This window comes from Mycobacterium colombiense CECT 3035, assembly GCF_002105755.1.
Taxonomy (GTDB): Bacteria; Actinomycetota; Actinomycetes; order Mycobacteriales; family Mycobacteriaceae; genus Mycobacterium; species Mycobacterium colombiense.
Map to the genome: position 1 here is coordinate 661,132 of NZ_CP020821.1, position 26,537 is coordinate 687,668.

The window sequence follows — 26,537 nt, forward strand, 5'->3', positions numbered from 1 at the left end:
AAAGGGTTGTGTTGGACACCTTTACCTCCGTTTCTCTTTCAGCTGCCGATCAGTCCGTCGCGATAGATGGCGAAGACCTCGCCGGCCCACCGCCGCATCCCCTCCTCCGAGAGCGGATCCACTCCGAGCGCCTCGGTGAGGCGCGGCCGCAGTGTCAGCACCGCGAGGTCGTTGACAAGTAGAAACGCCGCCCGCACCGCCGCGTCCGCACCGCGACTGGCGGTGCCGACCGCGACCATGGCGTCAAGGGTGGTTTGGCTGAGCCGGAATAGCCGGTCGAACAATGCCGACCCGGCGCTGCCTCCATTGATCAGCAGCCGGCTCAGGTATGCCGGGATCGGCGAGTCGGGCGGCAGGTAAGTCGCCAGGCCGTCGAGCAGGCTCGGCACTGCGGTGGGCTCGAGCCCGACCACGGCGGTCTGCTCGGTCATCTTCGTCAGCAGCACTTCGAAGGTGGCGACGACGTGATTGTCGACGATCTCGACGAGCCCGTCTTTCGAGCCGTAATGCCTGATGAGCAGGGCTGGTGAAACGCCCGCCGCGTTCGCTATGTCGCGCAGGGTGACCGCGTCGGGGCCGCGCTCGGCGAACAGACGCAGCGCTTCGTCGCGGATCCGCGCCCGTGCCGTGCGGTCGTCGGGAAGTGGTGAATGCACGTTCACAATTATAAACAGATGTTTACACGCAGGCTGCGAGTCGACCGCCGCGCAATGGTGGTGGCCCGACGCCTGTCGCCGTCACGGTTTCGGGCATCGTGACGGCGACAGGCTCGGTGGTCAGGGGCGCGGCGTGGGCGACGCAGGCGTCGGCGCCGGCGGTGTCGGGAGTCCCTCGCCCGGGGGCGGCGGCCAGAAGCCGCGCGGGGGCGCCGGCGGCCCGGGCGGGGCGAATCCGAAACCACCCGGCATCGGCCCGCCCATCGGCGGGGGCGGCGGACCGTGAAACGGCGCCGCGAACCCCGGCGGCGGCCCGGGAGGCGGCGGCGGGGGCGGCCCGACGCTGACGATCCAGGCGAAGGCGATCGCCGCGACGGTGCCGACCGCGCCGAGCAGCACGCCCGCGACGCCGGCGCCGATCACCACGCCGGTGGGATGGCGGCGCCGCTCGGGTGCCTGGTGGGCGACCGGCGCCGGCGCCGGTGGATTGGTGTTGATGTCGTCGTTCGTGGTCATGCCACGGACGTTAAGAGCCGGGGCTGAAGTGGATCTGAAGAAATCAGCCGCCTGAACGAATGGACCTCATCCGTCACAGTGGCCACCGGAAAAGGCCAACACCCTTTTGCCCGCCTTGGAGCGACAACGCGGTGACGTCAGGGCTCAGGCGAGGTTGTCGCTCAGAGGCGGGCAATCGGCACATACCTCTCCCTCTGTGACGAAGATGAGGGGATGCCAAAGGCCTTCAGGTTCGCTTCAGCACCGGTGCCGACAATGGGGGTATGACGGTTTGCGCACGTGCCGGCGGCGACTTCAGCGTCGGCACGCCGCGGGTGCTGGTCGTCGAAGACTCCGAGACCATCCGGGAGATGGTCAGCGAGGCGCTCGCCGATGTCGGCTATCACACCGACACCCGCCGCGACGGCGAAGGCCTGGAAGAGGTTCTCGACGGGATGCGGCCCGACCTGGTGGTGCTCGACGTCATGCTGCCGGGGCGCGACGGGTTCGAATTGATCGACGTCGTCCGCGAATGGGGTGACATCGGGATCGTCCTGATCACGGCGCGCGACGGACTGCCCGATCGGCTGCGCGGACTCGACGGCGGGGCCGACGATTACGTCATCAAGCCGTTCGAGCTGGCCGAACTGGTGTCGCGGGTCGGCGCGGTGCTGCGCCGCCGCGGCCGGCTGTCCCAGGTGATCCAGGTGGGCGACGTCACCCTGGACCTCGGCGCCGGCGTGGCCGCGCGCGGCGGTCACCGGCTGGATCTGACCGCGACCGAGCTGCGGGTGCTGGCTTTCCTCGTGGAGCAGCGCGGCCGGATCGTCAGCGCGGGCCAGATCCTGAACGGGGTGTGGGGCTACGACGCCTACGACCCGAACCTGGTCCAAGTTCATGTCAGCGGGCTGCGGCGCAAGCTCGAGGCGCACGGGCCGCGGATCCTGCACACCGTGCGCGGCATCGGTTACCGGCTGCGGGCCGAGCGGTCATGACGGCCGCGTCGACGACGCCGACGCCGTCGCTGCAGCGCCGCGTGACCCTGGTGGTGCTGGCGCTGCTGGCCGTGCTGCTGGTGGTGCTCGGAGTCACCATCGACATCACGATGGGCGTTCTGGCCCACCGCAATCTGCACGATCGGCTCTTGGCCGCGACATCGCGCGCCGACGCGTTGAGCGCCGCGCACACCTCACCCGATCTGCTCGCTGCCGAGCTCAACGGCGGCGGGATCCGGGCGCTCGTGCTCACGCCCGACGGCACCGCGTACGGCGACCGCGGGATCAGTCCCGAGCTGAGCGACGGCGACGTCGAACCGCCACCGTTGTATCCGCCACCGCCACCGCCACCGCCGCCTCCGTACCCGCCACCGCCATACGCGCCAGCGCCGCCGTACCCGCCACCGCCATACCCGCCACCGCCGCCGCCCGGCCCGCCGCCGGATGCCACCGCGACGGCCGTCGTGCACCCGCTGCCCGGTGGCGGCCGGGTGATCCTGGTCGCCGACACCACGCAGACCACCCAGGTCGCACATCAGTTGCGCGGCTTGATGATCGGTGCGGGTCTGGTGACCCTGCTGCTCGCGGCGCTGCTGCTCATCGCGGTCAGCCGGGCGGCCCTGCGCCCGCTGGATCGGCTCACCGCGCTGGCCAAGGCCATCACCACCGGCGATCGCGGCCGGCGGCTGCACCCGGATCGCGCGGATACCGAACTGGGCCGCGCCGCAACCGCATTCGACGGCATGCTGGACGCGCTGGAACTGTCCGAACGCCGGGCCCGGCACGCCGCCGACACCGCGCAGCGCGCGGAGACGGCGACCCGGCGATTTCTCGTCGACGCCGCCCACGAATTGCGCACCCCCATCGCCGGCATTCAGGTCGCCGCCGAGCAGGTCGCGCACAGTGCCTCCGAACACCACGACGACGGGCAATATCGCCGGGCGAGCCTGTTGCTCTCTGACGCCCGCCGCGCCGGACGGCTCGTCTCCGACATGCTCGACCTCAGCCGCATCGACGCCGGGCTCGCGCTCGAGCTGCACGACGTGGACGTGGCCGCCGTGCTCGACGGCGAAGTGGACAGAGCCGCGATGCTGGCACCGCAGGTCAGCGTCACGCGCACCGGTTTGACCACGCTGCATCTCGACGCCGACGCGACCCGGCTGTCGCAGATCGTGTCCAACCTGCTCGACAACGCCCGCCGGTTCACACCGGCGGGCGGGGCTATCACCGTCGACCTTCGCGCACCCGAGGGCGTCGCGGAAATCACCGTCACCGACACCGGCCCGGGCATCCCGGATGACCAGCGGGACAACATCTTTGAGCGCTTGGTCCGCCTGGACCCGGGCCGCGCCCGCGACCACGGCGGCGCCGGGCTGGGGCTGGCGATCGCGCGGGCGCTGGCGCGCGCCCACGGCGGCGAACTGGTCTGCCTGCCGCATCGGGGCGGCGCACAATTCCGCCTTACGCTGCCGCGGGTGTGACGCCGCGACGGTAGGAAGTCAGCCTGAAGCCGACCTGAAGATGGCGGGAAAGAGGCCGTCAGCCCGGGGCGGCCGGCGCGGTCACGGCGGTCAGGTGCCACTTGTCCAGCCAGGGCCGCACCAACTCGGCGACGGAGAACTTCGCCCGCGCCGCGCACCCGGCCTTGGCGGTATGGGGGTCGCCGCCGCGAATGAGGATCCCGACGGCGCTGACGGTGCCGTCCTTTTCGTTCAGGTACACCGGGCCGCCCGAATCGCCGCACCGGCCGCTCGCCAGGAATACCACCTTGCTGCCGGTGATCTGAACGATTTGTCCGCACGCATCCGTGCCGGACCCCATCCCGAACTTGCACAGCTGCTGGCCGATCACCAGGTTGGTGGCGACACCGCTGACCGGCAACGACGAGGCGATGGCCGGGGACCGCGGAACGTTGTCACCGTCGAGCGTGATCAGGCCGATGTCGTGCTGTTCGTCGTGGACACCCTCGTTGACCGTCTCGGTGAACGTGCCCAGCGTCGCGTAGGGCAGAACGCCGCCCAGGTTCATCGTCACCTTGCTGCGTTCCCCGGGGCGGTTGCAGTGCCCGGCGGTGAGGATCCCGGCCCCGCCGCTGCTGGTGTGCACCAAAAACCCTGCGGTGCAGCCCATTCCGCCGGATCCGTCAGCGTAGTCGACATAGATTCCGGCGCCCGGGCCCGCGGCGCTGGCGGCGGGCAGATCGATCGGCGCCAGGACGGGCGGCGGAGGCGGCGGCGGCTGCTGCGCCGAAGTGGCGGTCTCGGGGAACAGGCAGACGGCCGCCACCAGGGCGCCGATGCTGCACACCACCGCGAGGGTGAGCAGCGAGGTGTGGACCTTGGCGCGGCGCGGCTGCGCGCTCATGAGGGCGCGCAGGCTCCTCTTGGGCTTGCGCCGCCGCTCGTCCGGACCGGGCAGGAAACCCATCACGGCGAGCACCGCCAGCACCAGGGCGCTCAGCGGCAACGCGACGGTACGAGCCGGCGAGTACCCCGTCCCCCAACTCGCGACCTCCATCGCGTACACCCTCTCCATTAGACCGATGTTTGGCGCACCGCGCGGCGGTCTGACGAAGTTGGTGATCAGCTGATGGTGGCCGGTTCGGGGGAGCGCTCGTCGTCGAGGTGGCGGTGGGCGCGGCGGTGGTGCCGGCGGAAGTGCCGGATCTCGATGATCAGTCCCGTCAGTCCCAGCGCGCTCGTGACCGCCGACACCAGATACAGCAGCGCGCTGATGTGACCGGCCAGTGCGTCGCCGAGCACCACGACGGCGGTGGTGCCGGGCAGCAATCCGACCAGGGTCGCGACGGCGTAGGGCAGCACCCGCACGCTCGATGCGCCCGCGGCGTAGTTGAGCACGGAGAACGGCACCGCGGGGATCAGCCGCAGCGACAGGATGGCGAGCCAGCCCCGTTGGCGCAGGCGCTCTTCCACGGTGTCGATGGATCGGTGGCGCACCAGGCGATTCAGCCGCCACCCGGCCGCGCGCACCAACAGCATGGCGATCATCGCGCTCACCGTGCTGGCGACCACCGCGATGGCGACGCCCAGCAGCGGGCCGAACAACAGCCCGGCCGCCAGGGTGAACGCCGTGCGGGGAATGGGCACCACCGTCACGACGATGTGGGCGGCCAGGAACGCCAGCGGAAACCACGGCCCGACGGACTGCGCCCAGTCGCGCATCTGCACCGGCGAGGGCAGCGGCAGCAACGACGCCAGCAGCAGCAGCGCTGTGATGCCCACCACTGTCCAGACGATGCGCGACCGGGACACGCCTCGCGCGGCGACGCCGATGGCGCAGCCGAGATCGCGGAGCGTCGCGGTGATATTGCTGGTGGCGGAACCCGTCACGTCTCAATAGGGTACGGGGCGCAGGTGAATAAGCCGTGTCCCGAGCCTGGCGTTTCACCGGGAATCGGGCCCGCTCGCCGCACCTGGCGGTTTTTAGCGGCGAGCGGTCATCAATTAGCCTCAATAGCTAAGTGGTATCCCCAGAGCTGTAGCCCAAATGCTGGGAAAAGGGAGCAATCGGTGTCCATTGATGTACCCGAGCTCGACGACCTAGAACAGGTTCGCGGGCGTTGGCGCAGTGCGGTCGCCGGAGTGCTGGCTAAAAGCACCCGGAAGGACCCCGAGCAGTTGGGGGACGCGCCCGAGCGGCTGCTGGAGACCCCGACGTATGACGGGATCGCGGTCCGCGCGCTCTACACCGCGCTCGACGAACTGCCGGAACCGCCGCTGCCGGGCGAGTGGCCTTTCGTGCGCGGCGGCGACGCGCTGCGCGACGTCAAGTCCGGCTGGAAGGTCGCCGAGGCCTTCCCGGCCACCCCGGTGCCCGGCGTCGCGGCCAAAGACGTCAACTCCGCGGTGCTCGACGCGCTCGGCAACGGGGCCGGCGCGCTGGTGCTGCGGATCGGGGAATCGGGCGTCGCGCCCGATCAGCTGGGGGACACGCTCGAGGGCGTCTATCTGAGCATGGCGCCGCTGATCCTCGAGGCCGGCGCCGACTACCCGGCGGCCAGCGACGCGGTGCTGGCGCTGGCGGACGGGGTGGAACCCGACCAGCGCGCCACCCTGTCGATCGACCTGGGCGGCGACCCGCTGAGCGCGGCCCTGAGCGAGCGGCCGGCGCCGAGGACCGAGGACGTGGTCGCCGTGGCCAAGCGGGCCGCCGATCACACCGGCGTGCGCGCGATCACGGTCGACGGGCCCGCGTTCCACAACCTCGGTGCCAACGCGACGTGGGAGCTGGCGGCCAGTGTCGCGGCCGCGGTGAGCTACCTGCGGGTGCTCACCGAATCGGGGCTGTCGATCGGCCAGGCGTTGCGGCAGATCAGCTTCCGGTTCGCCGCCGATGACGACCAGTTCATGACGATCGCCAAGTTCCGTGCGGCCCGCAACCTGTGGGCGCGGGTCGCCGAGGTGGTCGGCGACCCGGATGCGGGCGCGACCGTCATCCATGCCGAGACGTCGCTGCCGATGATGACCCAGCGCGACCCGTGGGTGAACATGCTGCGCTGCACCGTGGCCGCCTTCGGCGCCGGTGTCGGCGGCGCCGACTCCCTGCTGGTATTCCCGTTCGACGTGGCGATCGACGGCGGATTCCCGGACGTCGCAACCAGTTTCGCCCGCCGCATCGCCCGCAACACGCAGCTGCTGCTCCTCGAGGAGTCGCACGTGGGCCGCGTGTTGGACCCCGCCGGCGGCTCGTGGTTCGTGGAGGACCTCACCCGCTGCCTGGCCGAACGGGCCTGGGAGCAGTTCCAGGCCATCGAGAAGCACGGCGGATTCACCCAAGCCCGCGACTTCATCGCCGGGCAGATCGCCGAGGTGGCCGCCCGCCGCGCCGACGACATCGCGCACCGCAAGACCGCGATCACCGGGGTCAACGAGTTCCCGAACCTCACCGAACCGCCACTGTCGCACAGCGACTCGACGTATTCGCCGCTGGCCGCCGGGAAACTGGTGCGGTACGCCGCGGAGTTCGAGGCGTTGCGGGACCGGTCCGACGCCTACCTGGCCCGCACCGGCTCGCGCCCGCAGGTGCTGTTGCTGCCGCTGGGGCCGTTGGCCGAGAACAACATCCGCGCGACGTTCGCCTCGAACCTGCTGGCCTCCGGCGGCATCGAGGCGGTCAACCCCGGAACGGTCGACGCCGACGGCATCGCGTCGGCGGTCGCCGACGCGGGGTCGCCGTCGGCGGCGGTCATCTGCGGCACCGACAAGCGCTACGCGGACGAGGCGTCCGACGTCGTGCGCGCGGCCCGCGACGCCGGCATCGCGCGGGTCTATCTGGCCGGGCCCGACAAGGCCGTGGCCGACGCCGAGCACCAACCGGACCAATTCCTGACCGCGAAAATCAATGCGGTCGAAGCTTTGTCGGATCTCCTCACCAGGCTGGGGGCGTAGACACCATGACGACCACTGCACCCACTGTCGGCAGCTTCGCCGACATCCCGCTGCACAGCGAGCGGCCGATCGCGCCGGCGACCGAAGCCGCCGTCGACGAACACGTGGCCGCGGCCGCGGCCGCGCACCTGTACACACCCGACCAATTGCGATGGCAGACACCGGAAGACATCGACGTCAAACCGGTGTACATCGGCGCCGACCGTGCGGCCGTCGAAGCCGAAGGGTATCCGCTGCACAGCTTCCCCGGCGAACCGCCGTTCGTGCGCGGGCCCTACCCGACGATGTATGTCAACCAGCCGTGGACCATTCGGCAGTACGCCGGCTTCTCCACCGCCGCGGAGTCCAACGCCTTCTACCGGCGCAACCTGGCCGCCGGCCAGAAGGGGCTGTCGGTGGCCTTCGACCTGGCCACCCACCGCGGGTACGACTCCGATCACCCGCGCGTGCAGGGTGACGTCGGAATGGCCGGTGTGGCAATCGATTCCATCCTCGACATGCGCCAGCTGTTCGACGGCATCGACCTGTCGTCGGTGTCGGTGTCGATGACGATGAACGGGGCGGTGCTGCCGATCCTGGCGCTGTACGTGGTGGCCGCCGAGGAGCAGGGCGTTGCGCCGGAGAAGCTGGCCGGCACCATTCAGAACGACATCCTCAAAGAATTCATGGTGCGCAACACCTACATCTATCCGCCCAAGCCGTCGATGCGCATCATCTCCGACATCTTCGCCTACACCAGCGCGAAGATGCCGAAGTTCAACTCCATCTCGATCTCCGGATACCACATCCAGGAAGCCGGCGCCACAGCCGATTTGGAGCTGGCCTACACGCTGGCCGACGGGGTCGACTACATCAAGGCCGGACTGGACGCCGAGCTGGACATCGACAAGTTCGCGCCCCGGCTGTCCTTCTTCTGGGGCATCGGGATGAACTTCTTCATGGAGGTCGCCAAGCTGCGGGCGGGCCGGCTGCTGTGGAGCGAGCTGGTCTCCCAATTCAACCCGAAGAACGCCAAATCGCTGTCGCTGCGCACACATTCGCAGACCTCGGGCTGGTCGCTGACCGCGCAGGACGCGTTCAACAACGTGGCCCGCACCTGCATCGAGGCGATGGCCGCAACGCAGGGGCACACGCAGTCGCTGCACACCAACGCCCTGGACGAGGCGCTGGCGTTGCCCACCGACTTCTCGGCCCGCATCGCGCGCAACACCCAGCTGGTGTTGCAGCAGGAGTCGGGCACCACGCGCCCCATCGACCCGTGGGCGGGCTCGTATTACGTGGAATGGCTGACCCATCACCTCGCCCAGAAGGCCCGCGCCCACATCGCCGAGGTCGCTGAGCACGGCGGCATGGCGCAGGCGATCAGCGACGGCATTCCCAAGCTGCGCATCGAGGAGGCCGCCGCGCGCACCCAGGCCCGCATCGACTCGGGCATCCAGCCGGTGATCGGGATCAACAAGTATCAGGTCGAAGAGGACCAGGAGGTTGAGGTCCTCAAGGTCGAGAACAGCCGGGTGCGCGCCGAGCAGCTGGCCAAGCTGAAGGAGCTGCGGGACACCCGCGACCAGTCGGTGGTGGACGCCGCGCTGGCGGAGCTGTCGCGCGCGGCGGCCGCCCACGGCCGCGCGGGTGAGGACGGGCTGGGCAACAACCTGCTCGCGCTGGCCATCGACGCGGCCCGCGCCAAGGCCACCGTCGGCGAGATCTCCGACGCCCTGGAGAAGGTGTATGGCCGTCACCAGGCGGAGATCCGTACTATCGCCGGGGTCTACCGCGACGAAGCTGGAAAGGCCGGAAACATGGACACCGCCACAGCGCTCGTCGAGAAGTTCGCCGAAGCCGACGGCCGGCGCCCCAGGATCCTGGTCGCCAAGATGGGCCAGGACGGCCACGACCGCGGCCAGAAGGTGATCGCGACGGCGTTCGCCGACATCGGATTCGACGTCGACGTCGGGTCGCTGTTCTCCACGCCCGAGGAGGTGGCCCGCCAGGCCGCCGACAACGACGTGCACGTGGTCGGGGTGTCCTCGTTGGCCGCCGGTCACCTGACGCTGGTGCCCGCGCTGCGCGACGCGCTGGCCGAGGTCGGGCGGCCCGACATCATGGTGGTGGTCGGTGGCGTCATCCCGCCGGGCGACTTCGACGAGCTGTACGAGGCCGGGGCCGCCGCCATCTTCCCGCCCGGGACGGTGATCGCCGACGCCGCAATCGGCTTGCTGCACAAGCTCGCCGAGCGGCTGGGTTACACGCTCGACTAAATGGCTGAGGATCTCTATCGCGAGCGTAAGCACACTGCGGATTTGGCCGGGATTTTTCGCAGTGTGCTTACGCTCGCGGCCCGTGGGAGCTGGAGATGAAACCCCAGGAGCTGGCCGAGGCCGTCCGCAACGGCGACCGGGCGGCGTTGCCGCGGGCGATCACGCTGCTGGAGTCCACCCGCGCCGACCATCGCGAGAAGGCGCAGCAGCTGCTGCTGGAGCTGACTCCGGACTCGGGTAACGCCTATCGGGTCGGTATCACCGGCATCCCCGGGGTGGGGAAGTCGACCAGCATCGAGGCCCTCGGCATGCATCTGATCGAGCTGGGCCACCGGGTGGCGGTGCTTGCCGTCGACCCGTCGTCGACGCGCACCGGCGGCTCGATCCTGGGCGACAAGACCCGGATGTCGCGGCTGGCAATGCATCCGGATGCATACATCCGGCCGTCGCCGACGTCGGGCACCCTGGGCGGGGTGGCCAAGGCGACCCGTGAAACGGCGGTGCTGCTGGAGGCCGCCGGGTTCGACGTGATCCTCATCGAGACCGTGGGCGTCGGCCAGTCCGAGGTGACGGTGGCCAACATGGTCGACACCTTCGTCCTGCTCACCCTCGCGCGCGGCGGCGACCAGCTGCAGGGCATCAAGAAGGGCGTGCTGGAGCTGGCCGACATCGTCGTGGTGAACAAGGCCGACGGCGATCACCTGGCCGAGGCCCGGTCGGCCGCACGCGAGCTGTCCGGGGCGATCCGGCTGATACATCCGCGCGAAACACTGTGGCGGCCCCCGGTTCTCACGATGAGCGCGGCCGAAGGGACTGGCCTCGAGGAGCTGTGGGACACCGTCGAACGTCATCGGCGGGTGCTCAGCGAGGCGGGGGAGTTCGAGGCGCGCCGCCGCGCCCAGCTGGTCGACTGGACGTGGCAGATGGTCCGCGACACCGTGCTGGACCGGGTGTTGTCCAGCCCCGCGGTGCGCAAGATCCGCGCCGACGTGGAGCGAAAAGTCAAGGCGGGCGAGCTAACTCCCGCGCTGGCGGCCGAGCAAATATTGACGGCCGCGTCGGGCTAACGGATAGGTAAATAATCGGGGTTTCGCTCCGGCCGGTTGTGTAATTCAAGTAAATTCAAAGTGTGACGGTGGATACCCGAGTCGATCGCCGCGCGGTCCGTGTCCACGATGACCTTGACGCAGGTCATCGTGTGTCCGGCGCGGCGGACTCACACTTCGGTTGCGTCGTTCGTAGTTTCGCCAGCATGTTCCCGGCCCGCCGGTTCGGTGGCGGGGCGCTGGCCGTCTATGTCGACGGACAGCCCGTCGTCGACGTCTGGGCGGGTTGGGCCGACCGGGGTGGCCAGCGGCCGTGGACGGAAAACACCGCGCCCATGGTGTTTTCCGCGACCAAGGGGATGGCCGCCACCGTCATCCACCGGCTTGCCGACCGGGGGCTGATCGACTACGACGCGCCCGTCGCCGAGTACTGGCCCGAGTTCGCCGCCAACGGCAAGGCCGACATCACGGTGCGCCAGGTGATGCGGCATCAGGCCGGGCTGTCAGGCCTGCGCGGCGCCACCAAGGAAGACCTGCTCGATCACGTCGTGATGGAGCAGAAGCTGGCCGCGGCGGCCCCGGGGCGGCTGCTGGGCAAATCGGCGTATCACGCGCTGACGTTCGGCTGGCTAATGTCGGGCCTCGGTCGGGCCGTGACCGGCAAAGGCATGGGCACGCTGATCCGCGAGGAACTCGCCGAGCCACTGGGCACCGACGGCCTGCACCTCGGCCGGCCGCCGGCCGACGCACCGACGCGGGTCGCCGAGATCATCTGCCCGCAGCACCTGATCGGAAACCCGGTCGTCAGCTACGTGACCCGCAAGGTCGCCAACGAGATGTCCGGGGCTTACCGGTCGATGTACTTCAAGGGCCTGGTCGGCGCGGTCCAGGGTGACACCCCATTGCTGGACGCGGAGATCCCGGCCGCCAACGGGGTTGCCACGGCGCGGGGGCTGGCGCGCATGTACGGCGCCATCGCCAACGGCGGCGAGGTCGACGGCATCCGGTTCCTCTCCCGCGATCTGGTCGCCGGCCTGACCGGTGAGCGTAGCCTGCGACCGGACCGAAACATCTTCGTACCGTTGGCTTTTCACCTGGGCTATCACACACTGCCCATCGGCAGCGTGATGCCGGGGTTCGGCCACGTCGGCATGGGTGGCTCGGTGGGCTGGGCCGACCCCGCCTCCGGGGTGGCGTTCTCGTTGGTGCACAACCGGCTGCTGACCCCCTTCGTGATGTCCGATCACGCTGCGTTCGTGGGCATCTACGCGCTGATCCGCAGGGCCGCGGAGCAGGTGCGCAAGCGCGGGTTCCGCCCGGTCACCGAGTTCGGGGCGCCGTTCTACGAGCCGGGAGCCGTCGCCGGCTGATGCCGTAAAATAACCATTGTGCTTAATTCAGCGACCGGATTCGAATAGGCGTAGTTGGTTGCCCGCGCGCGTCGGATTTGCGGGCGATGTACTCTGTCCGGATGTTTGCCCCGTCCATTTCCGCGCATTCTCGCGGCGTTGCCACGGAATGCCGGGCGGGCGATCTGCGCTCTGGGGGCGCGCTGATGGCCGGGCGGCGATATCGGCATCCAGGAAAGCGGCAAACTCAGTTCGCCTGGTTGAACGCATCGGAACCCGCAGATGAGCGCGCACCCAGAAGCCTCCGGCCCCGAGCCGACCGCCAACCGCCGGCCGAGGACCGCAAGCCCGAGGCTCGCGCAGGTATTCGACACCCGGAATAACGCGCTCAACGTCTGGCGCCTGATACTGGCGTCGGGCGTCATCCTGGAACACTCCTGGGCGCTCACCGGCCGCAAGTTGCACCCGCCGGTCGATCAGCTACTCACCCAGGGGTGGGTCGACGGGTTCTTCGTCATCTCCGGTTTCCTTATCACGTCGAGCTGGGTCCGCAACCCGCGGCTGCGCGAATACTTCGTCGCCCGCGCTCTGCGCATCTTTCCGGGGCTGTGGGTCTGCATGGCCGTGGTCGCCTTCGTCATCGCCCCGATCGGGGTCGCGATCCAAGGGGGCTCGGCGGTCAGGTTGCTGCTGTCGCCCGCGCCGATCACCTATGTACTGAACAACGCCGTCTTGAACGTGTACCACGCCGGCATCGACGGAACGCCGAAGAACGTCCCGTTCCCGGGGGTGTGGGACGGGGTGCTGTGGACCCTCATCTTCGAATTGTTCTGCTACGTCGCCGTCGCCGCTGCGGGCGTGGCCGGCCTGATGAACCGCAGATGGCCGGCCCCAGTGATTTTCACGCTCTTCCTGGTGGTCTCGGTGCTGGTGTCCTACCCCGTCGAGACGGTGCCGACGATCGTCCAGATGGTGACGCGGTTCGCGCTGGTGTTCGCGGCGGGTGCGGTGCTGCACGAGTTCCGGGACGTGATCCCGGCCCGGTGGTCACTGGTCGCGCTGAGCGCCGCCATCGTGGTGGTGACGGGTTTGCTGGTGCCGAACTACCGGATACTCGCCGCGCTTCCGCTGGCCTACGCGGTCGTCGTGTCGGGCGCGCTGCTCCACCACAAGCGCCTGCGGTTGCGGACCGACCTTTCCTACGGCGTCTACATCTACGCGTGGCCGATGCAGCAGCTGCTGGTCATCTGCGGGCTGGCCTTCCTGCCTCCGCTGGTGTTCGCGGTCGTCGCCGCCACCGCCACCCTCCCGCTGGCCGCGCTCAGCTGGTTCCTGGTGGAGAAGCGCGCGCTGTCCCTGAAGTCACGCTTCAAGCGGCGGGCGCGCGGATGGGGTGACACCGGCGTCGGCGCACCGCCGGCCGCAGACGCCGTCCCGGCCGAATAACTCACCGAAGGGCGCCGTCGCCCCCGCGCCGTCGCCGCGGATGCGGCAAACCCGCGCAACAATCCGCAACCCTCAATCTCACCTTTATGCGGAGACATTGGAAATACACAGGATTCACCAATATTTGACCCTAAATTGACGTTGCCGGAGGCGTGGTTCGAAGCCGCGGTGGCATTGCCGGAAACGAGTAATTGAACATCGCACCCGAAATTGCAAAGTCATGCATAATGGCCCCAGATCCCGGGGGCCCGCCAGAGCGAACTGAAAGGTTGGGTTCCGCGATGACGCCTGCCCGGACGAGCCACTCCGCCGAAAGCGCCGGCCTGCTGGCGCGCCCAGCCCGTTCGGGAACCACTGTCCGCCCCGTCGCGCTGTTCGTGCTGGGCATGGCGCGGTCGGGGACGTCCGCGCTGACCCGGGTGCTGTCGCTGTGCGGGAGCACGCTGCCGGCGGGGATGTGCGGCGCCGACGGGAACAACCCGCGCGGTTATTGGGAGCCGCGCGCGGCCATCATGCTCAACGAGTCGATCCTGCGTCGCCACGACAGCAACTGGTACGACCCGACGATGCGGCTGCAAGAGGAGCTCGCGTTCGGCGCGGAGGAAAAGGCCGCGTGTATCGCAGAGATCGCCGCCTACCTGGGCACGCTGCCGGCTGCGCCGCTGGTGGTGATCAAGGAGCCGAGGATAACCGCGCTCTCCGAACTCTGGTTCGAGGCGGCGCGCCAGGTCGGGTTCGACGTCGCCGCGGTCATCGCGCTGCGTCACCCGCAGGAGGTCGTCGCCTCGACCGCGAAGTACGTCCAAACCTCGCCGGAGCTCTCGAGTGCCCTGTGGCTCAAATACAACCTGCTGGCCGAGCGGCATACCCGCGGCATGCCGCGGGTGTTCGTCGACTACGCCAACCTTCTCGACGACTGGCACCGAGAGGTGAAGCGCATCGCCACGACGCTCGACATCGATCTGGACACCGCCGAGGAGAGCGCGATCGAGGAGTTCCTCACTCCCGATCTTCGCCGCCAGAGATACTGCGGACCGGTGGCCGACCACTTCGGTAGCGACTGGATCTCCGCCGTCTACGCAGCGCTGCGCGGGGCGGCGCAGGACGACCCGCTGCACGTATCGACACTCGATCGGGTTTTCGAGGCCTATCAGGCCGGCGAGCGTGATTTCCGCATGGCCTTCACCGAATTCCACACGCGGACCAACAGCGTGGTCCGCCGGGTGTTCAGGCCGTTCATCGTCAAGCCGATCCTCGAGGTGGCCGCGATGGTGCATCGACGCAGGGGAGCCTGGGCCTAGGGGAGCCGTCGCACTGGTCAGCGCGCTTGTCTCCACCAAACTTGGGTCACCGGCGTGGTTCACGCACGGCGGCTCAGATCGTTTGTTAGAGTAACCATGCTTGCGTTCGCGGAATGCACGGCCGGTCTGTCCAAGGCCGCGGCATGGGTGTGCGGATATGGCTTACCGGCCTCGCCGATGCAATTCGCGCCAGGCATAACAATCGCTGTCGTCGTGTCGTTCTGCGCGTTGCCATCCAAAAGTTAAGTAAACAAAACGGATTCGTAAAAATCATGTCGTGAACGGTGTGCCCCGGCTATAGTCCTTAGCGGGCACAATGATCCGACGAAACTGACCCGGGGGGCGAAGTTGACGGTCGCAAGTCATAGCTGACTCCGTATGAGGAGTTCGGTAGGTAATCTCCTCTTTTCGTCAAAGATGTTGCGGGGCCGAGATTCAGGCCCTGACTTAATGATGTGCGCAATCGGGTTGGCTCCGGTGATTGCTGCGCGCCCGTCCCGGACAGGCCCGCATCAGCTCGGAAAGACGTGAATAACAACGGAATTCCCGAAGCCGGTTAGATGCCCGAGAAGTGAAAGGTTCGATTCGCGATGAGATTGGCCCGGACGAGCAAACAAGCCGACAACGCCTCTGATTCCACCCGTCCGGTTGTGTTGTTCGTCCTCGGCCCGCAACGGTCCGGAACCTCGGCGCTCACCCGGGTGCTCTCGCTGTGCGGCGGCACACTTCCTGCTGCGATGTTGGGCGCCGACGCGAATAATCCGCTCGGCTACTGGGAACCGCGGGCGGCCATTTCGCTGAACGAGACGATCCTTCGCCGGCTCGGGACCAATTGGTACGACCCGTCATTGCGGTTTCTGGACGACGGCGCGGTCGATCCCGGTGAGAGCAAGGCCTGCGTCGCGAAGATCGCCGCGTATCTGTCCACCCTGCCCGCGGCGCCGCTGGTGGTGATCAAGGAGCCCAGAATCACCACCCTGTCCGACCTGTGGTTCGAGGCGGCGCGTCAGGCCGGATTCGACGTCGCGTCGGTGATCGCGGTACGTCATCCGCAGGAGGTCATCTCCTCGATTGTGAAGTCCTGGCACGTCTCTCCCGCGCTCGCGAGTGCCTTATGGCTGAAATGCAACATCCTCGCCGAGCGCAACACTCGCGGGGTGCCGCGCGTATTCGTCGATTACGCGAATCTTCTCGACGACTGGCGCCGGGAAATGAAGCGGATTTCCACCGAGCTGCCGGTCGAGCTGCATACCCAGGACGAGGACGCTATCGAGGAGTTCCTCACCCCCGGTCTGCACCGCCAACGGCACTGCGGGCCGGTGCCCAGCCTTTTCGGCGCGGATTGGATCTCGTTGGTCTACGAAGCATTACGCGAGGCCGCCCAGGACGATCCGATCGACATGTCAACACTGGACCGTGTTTTCGCGTCCTACCGGGAGAGCGAACGGGATTTCCGCAAGGCATTCGAGGACTTTCATGGTTTATCGAACAGCATGCTGTTCCGTATCTTCCGGCCGGTCATCGCCCGCCCGGTGATGGAGGTGCTGGCAATGGCGCATCGGCACCGGGGGACCTGGGCCTAACCCCTTTCGCCCGCTTCGTTCGCGCGCTTTGTGCGAATTCGAGACGCCGTCGGTCCGCTTCGCGGAATCCTGTGATGCCGCCTAGAGTCCCCGATATGATCGACCGGACCGCGCGGCGATGCGCGCCGGTTGCGTAATTTCCTCTGCACACGAAAGAAAGGCGTCGATTCTTGTCAGCGTCCGTGCTCATCAGTGGTGGGGCAGGATTCATCGGGTCGGCGCTCTCACACCGTCTCGTCGAGGCCGGATACGACGTCGCGGTGATGGACGTCTTGCATCCCCAGGTGCACGGCGGCGCCCGGCCGATCGAGCTGCCGCGCGCCGTGCGGCTGTTCACCGGCGACGTCACCCATGCGCCCGACTGGGACGCCGTGTTGCGGTTGTTCCGCCCGTCGCAAGTCGTCCATCTGGCGGCCGAGACCGGAACCGCACAGTCGCTGTCGGAGGCGACGCGCCACGGTTCGGTGAATGTCGTTGGAACCACTCAGCTTCTGGACGCCCTGAGCCGCTCGGGAAGCGTGCCCGAGCAACTGGTCCTGGCGTCGTCGCGGGCGGTCTACGGCGAGGGTGCGTGGCAATCCGGCGAGCAGGTTTTCTATCCGAAACCCCGCAGCCACGCACAACTTCTCGCCGGTGTCTGGGATCCGCAGGGGCCGGCGGGCGAACAGGCCGTGCCGCTGCCCAGCCGCGCCGACCGAACGGAGCCCCGGCCCACCAACGTGTACGCGGCGACCAAGCTGGCTCAGGAACACCTGTTGGCGGCCTGGACGGCCGCGCACGACACCAACCTCAGCGTGCTGCGGCTGCAAAATGTCTACGGCCCGGGCCAGTCACTGACCAATTCGTATACCGGGATCGTCGCGCTGTTCGCACGGTTGGCGCGGCAGGGGCTTGCGCTGGAGGTCTACGAGGACGGCCGGATCGTACGGGACTTCGTCTACATCGATGCCGTCGTCGACGCCCTCTTCGCCGCCGTGCAGCGGCCCGCGACGCAGCCGCGCTGCCTCGACATCGGGTCCGGCAGCGCGACCACCATCCATGAGCTGGCCAACAAGATCGCCGCCATGTGCGGCGCGCCCGAACCGACCGTCGTGCCGAAATTCCGCGACGGCGACGTGCGCGCCGCGAGCTGCGACATCGGACCGGCGCAGACCGAGCTGGGCTGGCATCCGAAGGCCACTCTCGACGACGGTCTGGGCGCGTTGCTCGAATGGATCGGCGAGCAACCCAAGGCTCCCGCGACCGATTCGGGCCGTCCCGCCGTCGAACACGCCGGGCGCCGCTAAGGGGCATCGTCCCGCACCCATCCAGCAGCCGAGGCCGCACAAATTTAACGCCTATGATGGTTGCTACTGCCCGGTAGGGCAGGGATGGTCACCCGGTAGCGGGGGGACAGGTCAAGGAGGCCGGGCAGGCGAGCTAGTTGGACAACTGCGACACGCATTGACGGCCTCGACGTGGTCGAGCGCATCACCGCCAGTACTTCATCTGAACTAAGGGGCACCCTTGACCGTTACCGATCGTGACATGCGATCTCCCTTTCTAGACACCCGTTCCGCCTATCTTGAGCTGCTGCGACGCAATCTCACCCGATACGGCAGCGACGAGTTGGTGCCGGTCGGCTGGAACTACCTCGGGCGTCCCCTCTTCAGCACCCGCAATCTGCTGCTGGTGCGCAAGCGCCCGTTCAACAAGCAGGCGCGTGACCTCGGCCTGGACTGGCCGGCGGACGCGTTGACGATGATCGGCATGCAGCGGCTGACCAGTTTGCAGCATTGCGTCGAGACGGTCCTGAAAGACGACGTTCCCGGTGATCTCGTCGAGTGCGGTGTGTGGCGGGGTGGGGCGTCGATCCTGATGCGTGCCGTGCTGTCGGCGTACGGCGACGAGAAGCGTTCCGTGTGGCTGTGCGACTCCTTCGAAGGCGTACCTCCGCCGGACACCGAGCACTACGAGGCGGACAAGGGCATCAAGTTGCATCGCGCCGCCGGCGTGCTGGCCATACCCCAGGAGCAGGTCAAGGCGAATTTCGAGCGCTATGGGTTGCTCGATGACCGGGTCCGGTTTGTTCCGGGTTGGTTCAAGGACACCCTGCAGGACGCCCCGATCGACCGCATTTCGGTGTTGCGCCTGGATGGCGATCTGTATGAGTCGACGATTCAGGCGCTCGATGCGCTCTACCCGCGGCTGTCGCCCGGGGGCTTTTGCATCATCGACGACTACCACGCCATCGCCGCGTGCGCGCAGGCGGTGACCGACTACCGTACGCAACATGGCGTGACTGCCGAGATCGAGGAGATCGACGGCACCGGCGTGCTGTGGCGCAAAGCCTGAGTCGCAGCTGCCCTTAGTTCGTCCCCGAGGTAGTCGCGCAAACCGGTGCTGTGAAGTTTCGTCGATATTTACAGTGATGTCGGTGCTTCAAATGACGGCGCAACCGAAGGGCGTGGATTCGCGATGAAATGTGTGCTGGCCAGTTATGGGACGCGCGGTGATATCGAGCCTTCCCTGGTGGTAGCGCGCGAACTGCAGCGCCGCGGGCACGACATGGTCATGGCCGTCCCGCCCGACTCGGTCAGCTTCACCGAAGCCGCGGGGCTGACGGCCGTCCCGTATGGGCTGGAATCGCAGGCCTGGCTCGACGTGTACCGCGACTTCTGGACGTCGTTCTTCCGCGGCTTCTGGAAGATCCGGGAAATGCGCGGCATGTGGCGCGAGATGTGGGACCTCAGCGATCAGTGCTGGGCGCAGATGAACACCACGTTGATGTCGCTGGCCGACGGAGCCGACCTGGTATTCGCGGGGCAGAGCTACCAGGAGCCGGCCGCCAACGTCGCCGAGTACTACGACCTTCCGCTGGCCACGCTGCACCACGTCCCCATGCGGCCCAACGGCCAGGTCGTCTCGATCCTGCCGCCGCCGCTGGCCCGCTCGGCGATGACCGCGTTCGACTGGTTCTGTTGGCGCCTGAACAAAAAGGTCGAGGACACCCAGCGCCGAGAACTGGGGCTGCCGAAGGCGAAGGGACCGTCGCCGCGGCGCATCGCCGACCGTGAATCGCTGGAAATCCAAGCGTACGACGAGGTTTGCTTCCCCGGTCTGGCCGCCGAGTGGGCGAAATGGGATGGCCTGCGGCCCTTCGTCGGCCCGCTGACGATGGAGTTGACCACCGAAGCCGACGACGAGGTGATGTCCTGGATTCGCGGCGGGACCCCGCCCATCTTCTTCGGCTTCGGCAGCATGCCGGTCGAATCCCCGGCCGACACCGTCGAGATGATCAGCTCGGCGTCCGCGCAGCTGGGGGAGCGGGCGCTGATCGCCGCCGGCCGTAGCGACTTCAGCGGCGTGCCCCTGGCCGATCACGTCAAGGTGGTGGGCCCGGTCAACTACGCGACGATCTTTCCCGTCTGCCGTGCGGTGGTCCACCACGGCGGTTCGGGCACCACCGCCGCGAGCCTGCGCTCCGGGGTTCCCACCCTGATTCTGTCGATGGACGCCAATCAGACCGTCTGGGGAGCCCAGCTCAAACGGCTGAAAGTTGGTACCACACGCCGGTTTTCGGCAACCGACCGGGAATCGTTGGTGGCGGACCTGCGGCGGATCCTGGCCCCGGACTACGCCGCGCGCGCCCGCGAGATCGGTGCCCGGATGACCAAGCCGGCCGACAGCGTGGTCAAGGCCGCCGACGTCGTGGAGAACTTCGTCAGCTCGCGGAGTCGGTCCCGTTCCAGCTAGCCCGCCGCAGCCGTTGTGCAGGGCGGATAGCTGACTCAGCTATCGAATCGGGGCGTGCGGCGCCATCCGGATCGACTTCTGATTTTTCTGAGACACGCTGTCGATCGTCTGGCAGACTTACATATGATCAGGCGGCGATACCTGGGGTTCAGCTAAACCACCCGGGGTCGTCATACTTCTACGGTCGGGGGGAAAGGCCGATGGGGTTGGGTTCGTCGCGCTCGACTGTACCGGTGCGCGCTCGCGATCGTGTCTGGCCTCGGGCTGCCAAATCCGTTGCGAAACAACTACATTCACTGTCTCTGACCACACCGCAGGGCCAATGGCGGGCCGCAGATTACCGAGCGAAAGCGCTGCAGTCAAAGTTGCCCATGCCGTCGGGGATTGATTAAGGTATTAATCGCGATGAAATTTGCTGTGGCAAGCTATGGAACGCGTGGGGATATAGAACCTTGCCTCACCATCGGTCGTGAGCTGATGCGCCGCGGCCATTCGGTTCGGATGGCCGTCCCGCCCAATCTCGTCGGTCTGGCCGAAGCGGCCGGTCTTCCGGCGATCGGCTATGGGCCGGATATGCACGACTTTTGGAGCGACGAGTTCATCCGGGACTTCTGGAAGAATTTCGTCAGGGGACCCATCAGTTTGATGCGCGAAGCCTGGGAACCGGTGCTGCGCAACTGGCAGGAAATGAGCTCGGCGCTGATGTCGGTGGGCGCCGGTGCCGATTTGCTGTTCAGTGGCCAGCTTTACCAGGATTTGGCCATCAACGTCGCCGACTATTACGGCATTCCGATGGCCACGCTGCACTACATCCCGATGCGTCCCAACGGTCGTCTCCTGCCGAAGGTGCCCGGGCCCCTGGTCCGCACCGGCATGTCGATATACGACTGGATGTGCTGGCGGATGAACAAGAAGGCCGAGGATCGGCAGCGCCGCGAGCTCGGCCTGCCGACCGCCTCGGTCGCCTCACCGCGACGCATCGCCGAACGCGGTTCGCTGGAGATTCAGGCGTACGACGACGTCTGCTTCCCCGGGTTGGCCGAAGAATGGAAGAAGTGGGGCACGCAACGGCCTTTCGTGGGTTCGCTGACCATGGAACTGCCGACGGACTCCGACGACGAGACCTTGTCGTGGATCGCCCAGGGAACGCCGCCGATTTGTTTCGGCTTCGGCAGCATGCCGGTCGCCGAGACACCCGCCGATACGGTCCGCATGATCGGCGACGCGTGCGCGGAGCTGGGGGAGCGGGCCCTGATCTGTTCCGGCTGGAGCGACTTCAGCGACGTCCCGCAGCTCGAGCACGTCAAGGTCGTCGGCGTCGTCAACTACACGAAGATCTTCCCCGCCTGCCGTGCCGTCGTGCACCACGGCGGATCGGGCACCACGGCGGCGGGCCTGCGCGCCGGGGTTCCCACGCTGATCCTCTGGACGGCGGGTGATCAGCCGATGTGGGGGTCTCACGTCAAGCAGCTGAAGGTGGGCACGTCCCGGCGGTTCTCGGCCACCACGCCCGAGTCCCTGGTCGCGGACCTGCGAAAGATCCTGGCGCCGGAGTACCTCACCCGTGCCCGTGAGCTTGCGGCGCGGATGAGCAAACCCGCCGAGAGCGCAGGTCGCGCCGTCGACCTGCTGGAAGAGTTCGCCCGCTCGGGGCGTTGCGTCCCGGGCATTCCCGCGGAGCGAAGTCGCTGAGCGGGGCAACGGATACACTGCGAAACGCATTAACGGCGCCCATGCGGCGTCTAGGCTCTACCGGTACTACTGGCTTGCGGATTAAGGGGCAGTTTTGGCCGTGACGGATCACGACACGCGGTTTGCATACCTCGACCTGCTCCGGCGTGACCTCACCAGGTACGGCAGCGACGAGCTGGTGCCGGTCGGGTTGTACCGCCTCGGTCGACCCTTGTTCAGCACCCGCAACTTGATGCTCGTGCGGAAGCGTCCGTTCAACAAGCAGGCGCGTGATCTCGGCCTGGACTGGCCGGCGGATGCCCTGACGATGATCGGCATGAAGCGGCTGACCAGCTTGCAGAACTGCGTCGAGACGGTGCTGGAAGAGGACGTGCCCGGCGACCTGGTCGAGTGCGGTGTGTGGCGCGGCGGCGCCTCCATCCTGATGCGTGCCGTGCTCGCGGCCCACGGGGACGAGAAGCGCACCGTATGGCTGTGCGATTCGTTCGCGGGTGTCCCGCCCCCGGACACCGTCAATTACAAGGCGGATAAAGGGATTAGGCTGCATCGCCACGCGCGCATCCTGGGCGTGCCGCAAGATCACGTCAAAGCGAATTTCGAGCGCTATGGGTTGCTCGATGACCAGGTCCGGTTTGTTCCGGGGTGGTTCAAGGACACCCTGCAGGACGCCCCGATCGACCGCATTTCGGTGTTGCGGCTGGATGGCGATCTGTATGAGTCGACGATTCAGGCGCTCGATGCGCTCTACCCGCGGCTGTCGCCCGGGGGCTTTTGCATCGTCGACGACTACCACGCGATCAAGGCGTGCGCGCAAGCCGTGACCGACTACCGAACGCAACACGGCGTGACATCGGAGATCGTCGAGATCGACGGCACCGGCGTGCTGTGGCGCAAGTGAGATTGCTGAAACCCTAGGTGTACGAAACGGTTTGCCCTCCGGCGAGGGATGGTCGAAACACGATCACCGCGCTCCCGTCGCGTTTCCCCGGGACGCCGTGCGCGCCGATGTTATGGTTGCCGCCGTGGCAACAGGGCTGACAGCTGGCACCCGCCTCAGGATGTGGTGGGTGCGCACCGAATACTGGCTCGCGCGCACGCTGCTGCCGGACGTCTACGCCAACGACGCGTTGATCACGTTCAACAACTTCCACGGATTCCTCGACGATCCCGACTTCCAGCGCGCTTACCGGCGCGGCGCCAAATCCCTCGGTAACGAGGACTGGTACCAGTGGCAATGGCGCGTACACGTGGGGCTGTGGGCCGCCGCGAGCGCCAGCCACCTCGAGGGCGATTTCGTCGAGTGTGGCGTCAGCTACGGGTTTTTGAGCAGCGCCATCATGGAGTACCTCGATTGGGATCGGCTGGGCAAGACGTTCTACCTGCTCGACACCTTCGCCGGGCTTGACCCGCGGTTCGTCAGCGACAACGAACGCCGGGCCGGAGCGCTGGAGACGAGCGAGGGACACCTCCGCAACGGGATGTACGTCAACGGAGTCGATGGCGTCCGCGCCAATTTCTCGCAATGGAAAAACCAGCGCATCATCGTGGGCGCGGTCCCGGAGACACTCGAGCAGGTCGAGGCGACGTCGGTGGCCTACCTGCACATCGACATGAACTGCGCGCCCCCCGAAGTCGCCGCGCTGCGCTACTTTTGGCCGCGCCTCACACCCGGCGCCTTCGTGCTGCTGGACGACTACGCGAATCGCGGACGCGACGAGCAGCGCATCGCCATGGATGAGGTCGCCGGCGAGCTGGGTGTGAAAATCTGCTCACTGCCCACCGGCCAGGGCCTGCTGATGAAACCCGCGCGCTGAGCTCAACCCCTGAATCTACAAGAGGCACTGTCTCTCAACACTTTTGGCTGGCCTGGACGTCGCCCGGAGCCGATGATCAGACGAGGCGGACATCCTGCGGCGCGTAGAAGATCCAGCGTCCGCCGTTCTCGTGAAACAAGCGCTCCTTCGTCATGATCTCGTCGGCGTGGTTCCAGGCGAACAGCAATGCGTAGTCGGGATAGGGGTGGGAGAAGGCTTCAGGTGAACACACGGGAACATTCGAGCCGGGTGCCAGGCAACCCTGCTTTTCGGGGGTCGAATCACACACCATGGGAATGAGATCCGGGCCGATATCACAGAAGTTCATCACCGTAGCGCTTCTGGATGTGGCTCCATACCCGACGATGCGCTTGCCGTCGGATCGTAAGTCGCGTAGGAGACGGAGTAGGTCCGCGCGGATGCGTTCGAGGTTGGTCGTGAACCGAACAAACGTTGCGTCTTCGGCAATCCCATCGGCTGTTTCCTGCGCCAAGTATTCGGCGACGTTGGCGGCGGCATTCCTGGTGCCTGCGCGGGCGAGGGTGTAACGAATCGAACCTCCGTGCAGTGGGAGGTGTTGGGCGTCAATCAGTTCGAGGCCGAACCGAACTGCCAGCGATTGCACCGAGCCCACGGAGAACAGGTAGAAGTGTTCGTCGTAGATCTGATCGAAGTAGACACACTTTTGGATATCACCGAGGTAGCGGTCCTCGATGATGAGTAACCCGTCGGGAGCAAGCAGCAAGTCGATTCCACGGAATATCGAGTCGAGGTCGGAGATATGGCTGATCGTGTTCGCCGAATAGATGATGTCGGCCGGGCCGTGCTCATCGCGGATCTGGCCGGCCGTTGGCTCGTCAAAGAACTCTGTACATACGGCGATGCCCTGCGCACGGGCGACATCGGCCGCGCTCGCGGCGGGGTCCACACCCAGGTGTCGTATCCCTGCCTTGCGGAGTGTCTTCAGCATGACGCCGTCGTTGCACCCGATCTCAACGACGAACGGATCCCCTCGTTCGCCTGCGCACATCTGCATAATCTGCTGGGCAACATCCTCACCGTGCCTGCGGATCAGGGCGGAGCCGGAGGCGCGATAGGGGTAATCCACGCGATACATTGCGTCCGGGGGAACCTGATTCAGCTGCTGCACCATCGTGCACGATGCACACATACCGACTTCAAGTTGGTAGAAGGGCACCTTCGCGGTCTCGTCGGGCCTCACAAATGCGTTTGAGACCGGCTGCCGTCCGAGGTCGAGGACCTTTCGAAGAGCTTCGCCGCACACCCGACATCTGTGTTCAGTCAAAGCGGCCCCCTGTCTAGAAGGTGAATACCACTTTTAATCAGCGTAAACCTCCGTGGCGGCGCCTGATGTTCTTCGAGCGCTTCCACGGATCTTCGCTAGAGCGCGACCGTTCTGGGTCTACTCAGCCGGTGCCCGGCGGGCTGCGTCTTCCAGAAGGTCGGCGACGGTCGCCGCGCTTTCGGCGGGTTTGGTCATCCGGCTGGCGAGCTCGCGAGCCCGCGTGGCGTACTGGGGGGCAAGGATGGTGCGCAAGTCGGCAACCAGCGACTCTTGGCTCGTGGCGGAAAAGCGTCGTGCCATGCCAACCTTGAGCCGTTTGACTTGAGCTCCCCAGTACGGCTGATCTCCCGAACTCCAGAGAATCAGCGTGGGGGTCCCCGCGCGCAGGCTCGCAGCCGTGGTGCCCGCGCCGCCATGGTGAACGGCGGCACGACAGGCGGGAAAGACGGTCGCGTAATTCACCGTGCCGACCACTTTGACATGGTCGAAATGCGGGACGTCGCTGAAGTCGGTGCCGCCGAAGCAGATTAGCGCCCGCTCGCCCAACCGTGCACAGGCTGAGCTGATCATCTCTACGGTGGCCGCGGGGGATTCGAGCGGTATGCTCCCGGAGCCGAAGCAAATGGGGGCTGTTCCTGAGGCAATCCATGACGTGATGTCGTCGTCGCCGTCCGTCGGCAATTCCATCGTCAGGGCGCCGACGAAGGGCCGGCGGCTGCCCCATTTCGCCCATTCGTCGGCCAGCCCCGGGAAGCACGCCTGGTCGTAGGCCTGTATTTCCAGCGACCCGCGTTCGGCCATCCGTCGCGGCGAGCGACGTGTCGCCTTGGGCAGGCCGAGCTGCCGGCGCTGCTCGTTCTCGGCCTTTTTCGTCGAGCGCCAGAACAGCCATTCGATCGCCGTCATCGTCGAGCGGACCGCGGTCGACGGCATGCTCGGGACGAGTTGGCCATTGGCTCGCATCGGGTAGTGGTGCAGCGAGGCGAACGGGATGTCGTAATACTCGGCGACGTTGGCCGCAGCCTGTTCGAAATTCAGGCCCGTCGCGAGCAGGTCGGCGCCGTCGGCCAGCGATTTCAAGGTGGTGCTCGCGTCGCTCCAGTAGCGGATAAGGGGCTCCCAGACTCTGGATATCGACCTGATTGGATTGCGAAAGGTATCGGTCCACATATTCCGAAGGAATTCCTCGTCGAGAAAGTCCTGCACCTTCGGGCCGTACGGAACCGCGGTGAGCCCGACCGACTCGACGAAGCTGACGAGTTCGGGCGGCACGGCCATGCGAACCTCGTGCCCCCGGCGCAGTAGTTCGACGCCAACGGCGGCGGCCGGTTCGATGTCGCCGCGAGTTCCGTAGCTCGCCAGGGCAAACTTCACGCCACGTCCTGCCTTCCGAGTCGTCCCGCCTGTCGGCGACGTCGGGGCCATTATTGCCGGTTCTACCGACCGGCCGTCA

General features: G+C 66.9%; 20 protein-coding genes and 1 pseudogene. 15 read left to right on the forward strand and 6 right to left on the reverse strand.

What is annotated here, in order from left to right; all coding sequences use genetic code 11:
• Positions 1-38 precede the first annotated feature (38 nt).
• Together B9D87_RS03415 and B9D87_RS03420 are read right to left on the reverse strand one after the other, a co-directional pair.
• Positions 39-656: a TetR/AcrR family transcriptional regulator gene (locus tag B9D87_RS03415; protein WP_040631620.1), complete on the reverse strand. Its 618-nt coding sequence runs from the start codon at positions 654-656 to the stop codon at positions 39-41.
• 120 nt (positions 657-776) lie between these two features.
• Positions 777-1,172 (reverse strand): hypothetical protein, encoded by a 396-nt coding sequence (locus B9D87_RS03420; protein WP_007774238.1) that lies wholly within the window; start codon positions 1,170-1,172, stop codon positions 777-779.
• Between the two features lie 263 nt (positions 1,173-1,435).
• Here B9D87_RS03420 and B9D87_RS03425 point away from each other — a divergent pair, with 263 nt between their 5' ends.
• Together B9D87_RS03425 and B9D87_RS03430 are read left to right on the forward strand one after the other, a co-directional pair.
• Complete coding sequence (locus B9D87_RS03425; protein ID WP_007774237.1) at positions 1,436-2,146, forward strand: response regulator transcription factor; 711 nt, start codon at positions 1,436-1,438, stop codon at positions 2,144-2,146.
• On the forward strand, positions 2,143-3,627 hold the full coding sequence (locus tag B9D87_RS03430; protein WP_007774236.1) for a sensor histidine kinase: 1,485 nt from the start codon (positions 2,143-2,145) through the stop codon (positions 3,625-3,627). Before B9D87_RS03425 ends, B9D87_RS03430 begins: the two co-directional genes overlap by 4 nt.
• Positions 3,628-3,685: 58 nt before the next feature.
• On the opposite strand, the gene B9D87_RS03435 is transcribed toward B9D87_RS03430, so the two are convergent.
• Both B9D87_RS03435 and B9D87_RS03440 read right to left on the reverse strand, forming a co-directional pair.
• A complete protein-coding gene (locus tag B9D87_RS03435; RefSeq protein WP_040631311.1) occupies positions 3,686-4,681 on the reverse strand; it encodes a S1 family peptidase in 996 nt (331 codons plus the stop codon).
• A 47-nt stretch (positions 4,682-4,728) separates the two neighbouring features.
• Entirely contained in the window at positions 4,729-5,496 is a 768-nt protein-coding gene (locus B9D87_RS03440; protein WP_007774234.1) for a TVP38/TMEM64 family protein, read from the reverse strand.
• Positions 5,497-5,676: 180 nt separating this feature from the next.
• Between B9D87_RS03440 and mutA the strand changes: the two genes are divergently transcribed.
• From mutA to B9D87_RS03505, 13 genes and pseudogenes are all read left to right on the forward strand, one after another.
• On the forward strand, positions 5,677-7,554 hold the full coding sequence (gene mutA / locus B9D87_RS03445; protein WP_007774231.1) for a methylmalonyl-CoA mutase small subunit: 1,878 nt from the start codon (positions 5,677-5,679) through the stop codon (positions 7,552-7,554).
• A gap of 5 nt (positions 7,555-7,559) precedes the next feature.
• Positions 7,560-9,812, forward strand: coding sequence for a methylmalonyl-CoA mutase (gene scpA, locus B9D87_RS03450; RefSeq protein ID WP_007774230.1), 2,253 nt, complete (start codon positions 7,560-7,562; stop codon positions 9,810-9,812).
• A gap of 95 nt (positions 9,813-9,907) precedes the next feature.
• Positions 9,908-10,890: pseudogene (gene meaB, locus B9D87_RS03455) on the forward strand (methylmalonyl Co-A mutase-associated GTPase MeaB).
• A gap of 51 nt (positions 10,891-10,941) precedes the next feature.
• Complete coding sequence (gene lipL / locus B9D87_RS03460; RefSeq protein ID WP_007774223.1) at positions 10,942-12,228, forward strand: esterase/beta-lactamase LipL; 1,287 nt, start codon at positions 10,942-10,944, stop codon at positions 12,226-12,228.
• A gap of 261 nt (positions 12,229-12,489) precedes the next feature.
• A complete protein-coding gene (locus B9D87_RS03465) occupies positions 12,490-13,653 on the forward strand; it encodes an acyltransferase family protein (protein ID WP_007774222.1) in 1,164 nt (387 codons plus the stop codon).
• 386 nt (positions 13,654-14,039) lie between these two features.
• Complete coding sequence (locus B9D87_RS03470) at positions 14,040-14,954, forward strand: sulfotransferase family protein (protein WP_040631617.1); 915 nt, start codon at positions 14,040-14,042, stop codon at positions 14,952-14,954.
• A 590-nt stretch (positions 14,955-15,544) separates the two neighbouring features.
• The gene (locus B9D87_RS03475) at positions 15,545-16,537 is read left to right on the forward strand and encodes a sulfotransferase family protein (RefSeq protein ID WP_007774220.1); all 993 of its coding nucleotides are present in this window, start codon (positions 15,545-15,547) and stop codon (positions 16,535-16,537) included.
• 182 nt (positions 16,538-16,719) lie between these two features.
• Positions 16,720-17,823 carry an NAD-dependent epimerase/dehydratase family protein gene (locus B9D87_RS03480; protein WP_007774219.1) on the forward strand — a complete coding sequence of 368 codons (1,104 nt, stop codon included), beginning with the start codon at positions 16,720-16,722 and terminating at the stop codon, positions 17,821-17,823.
• Between the two features lie 241 nt (positions 17,824-18,064).
• The gene (locus tag B9D87_RS03485) at positions 18,065-18,871 is read left to right on the forward strand and encodes a TylF/MycF/NovP-related O-methyltransferase (RefSeq protein ID WP_007774218.1); all 807 of its coding nucleotides are present in this window, start codon (positions 18,065-18,067) and stop codon (positions 18,869-18,871) included.
• Between the two features lie 123 nt (positions 18,872-18,994).
• Positions 18,995-20,272 (forward strand): glycosyltransferase, encoded by a 1,278-nt coding sequence (locus B9D87_RS03490; RefSeq protein WP_040631308.1) that lies wholly within the window; start codon positions 18,995-18,997, stop codon positions 20,270-20,272.
• A 405-nt stretch (positions 20,273-20,677) separates the two neighbouring features.
• A complete protein-coding gene (locus B9D87_RS03495) occupies positions 20,678-21,964 on the forward strand; it encodes a glycosyltransferase (RefSeq protein ID WP_040631307.1) in 1,287 nt (428 codons plus the stop codon).
• A gap of 94 nt (positions 21,965-22,058) precedes the next feature.
• Positions 22,059-22,862, forward strand: a complete 804-nt coding sequence (locus B9D87_RS03500; protein ID WP_007774214.1) for a TylF/MycF/NovP-related O-methyltransferase — start codon at positions 22,059-22,061, stop codon at positions 22,860-22,862.
• A gap of 112 nt (positions 22,863-22,974) precedes the next feature.
• Positions 22,975-23,778, forward strand: a complete 804-nt coding sequence (locus B9D87_RS03505) for a class I SAM-dependent methyltransferase (RefSeq protein WP_077091815.1) — start codon at positions 22,975-22,977, stop codon at positions 23,776-23,778.
• A 76-nt stretch (positions 23,779-23,854) separates the two neighbouring features.
• On the opposite strand, the gene B9D87_RS03510 is transcribed toward B9D87_RS03505, so the two are convergent.
• Entirely contained in the window at positions 23,855-25,063 is a 1,209-nt protein-coding gene (locus tag B9D87_RS03510) for a class I SAM-dependent methyltransferase (protein WP_007774212.1), read from the reverse strand.
• 138 nt (positions 25,064-25,201) lie between these two features.
• Entirely contained in the window at positions 25,202-26,458 is a 1,257-nt protein-coding gene (locus B9D87_RS03515) for a glycosyltransferase (RefSeq protein ID WP_007774211.1), read from the reverse strand.
• Positions 26,459-26,537: the final 79 nt, after the last annotated feature.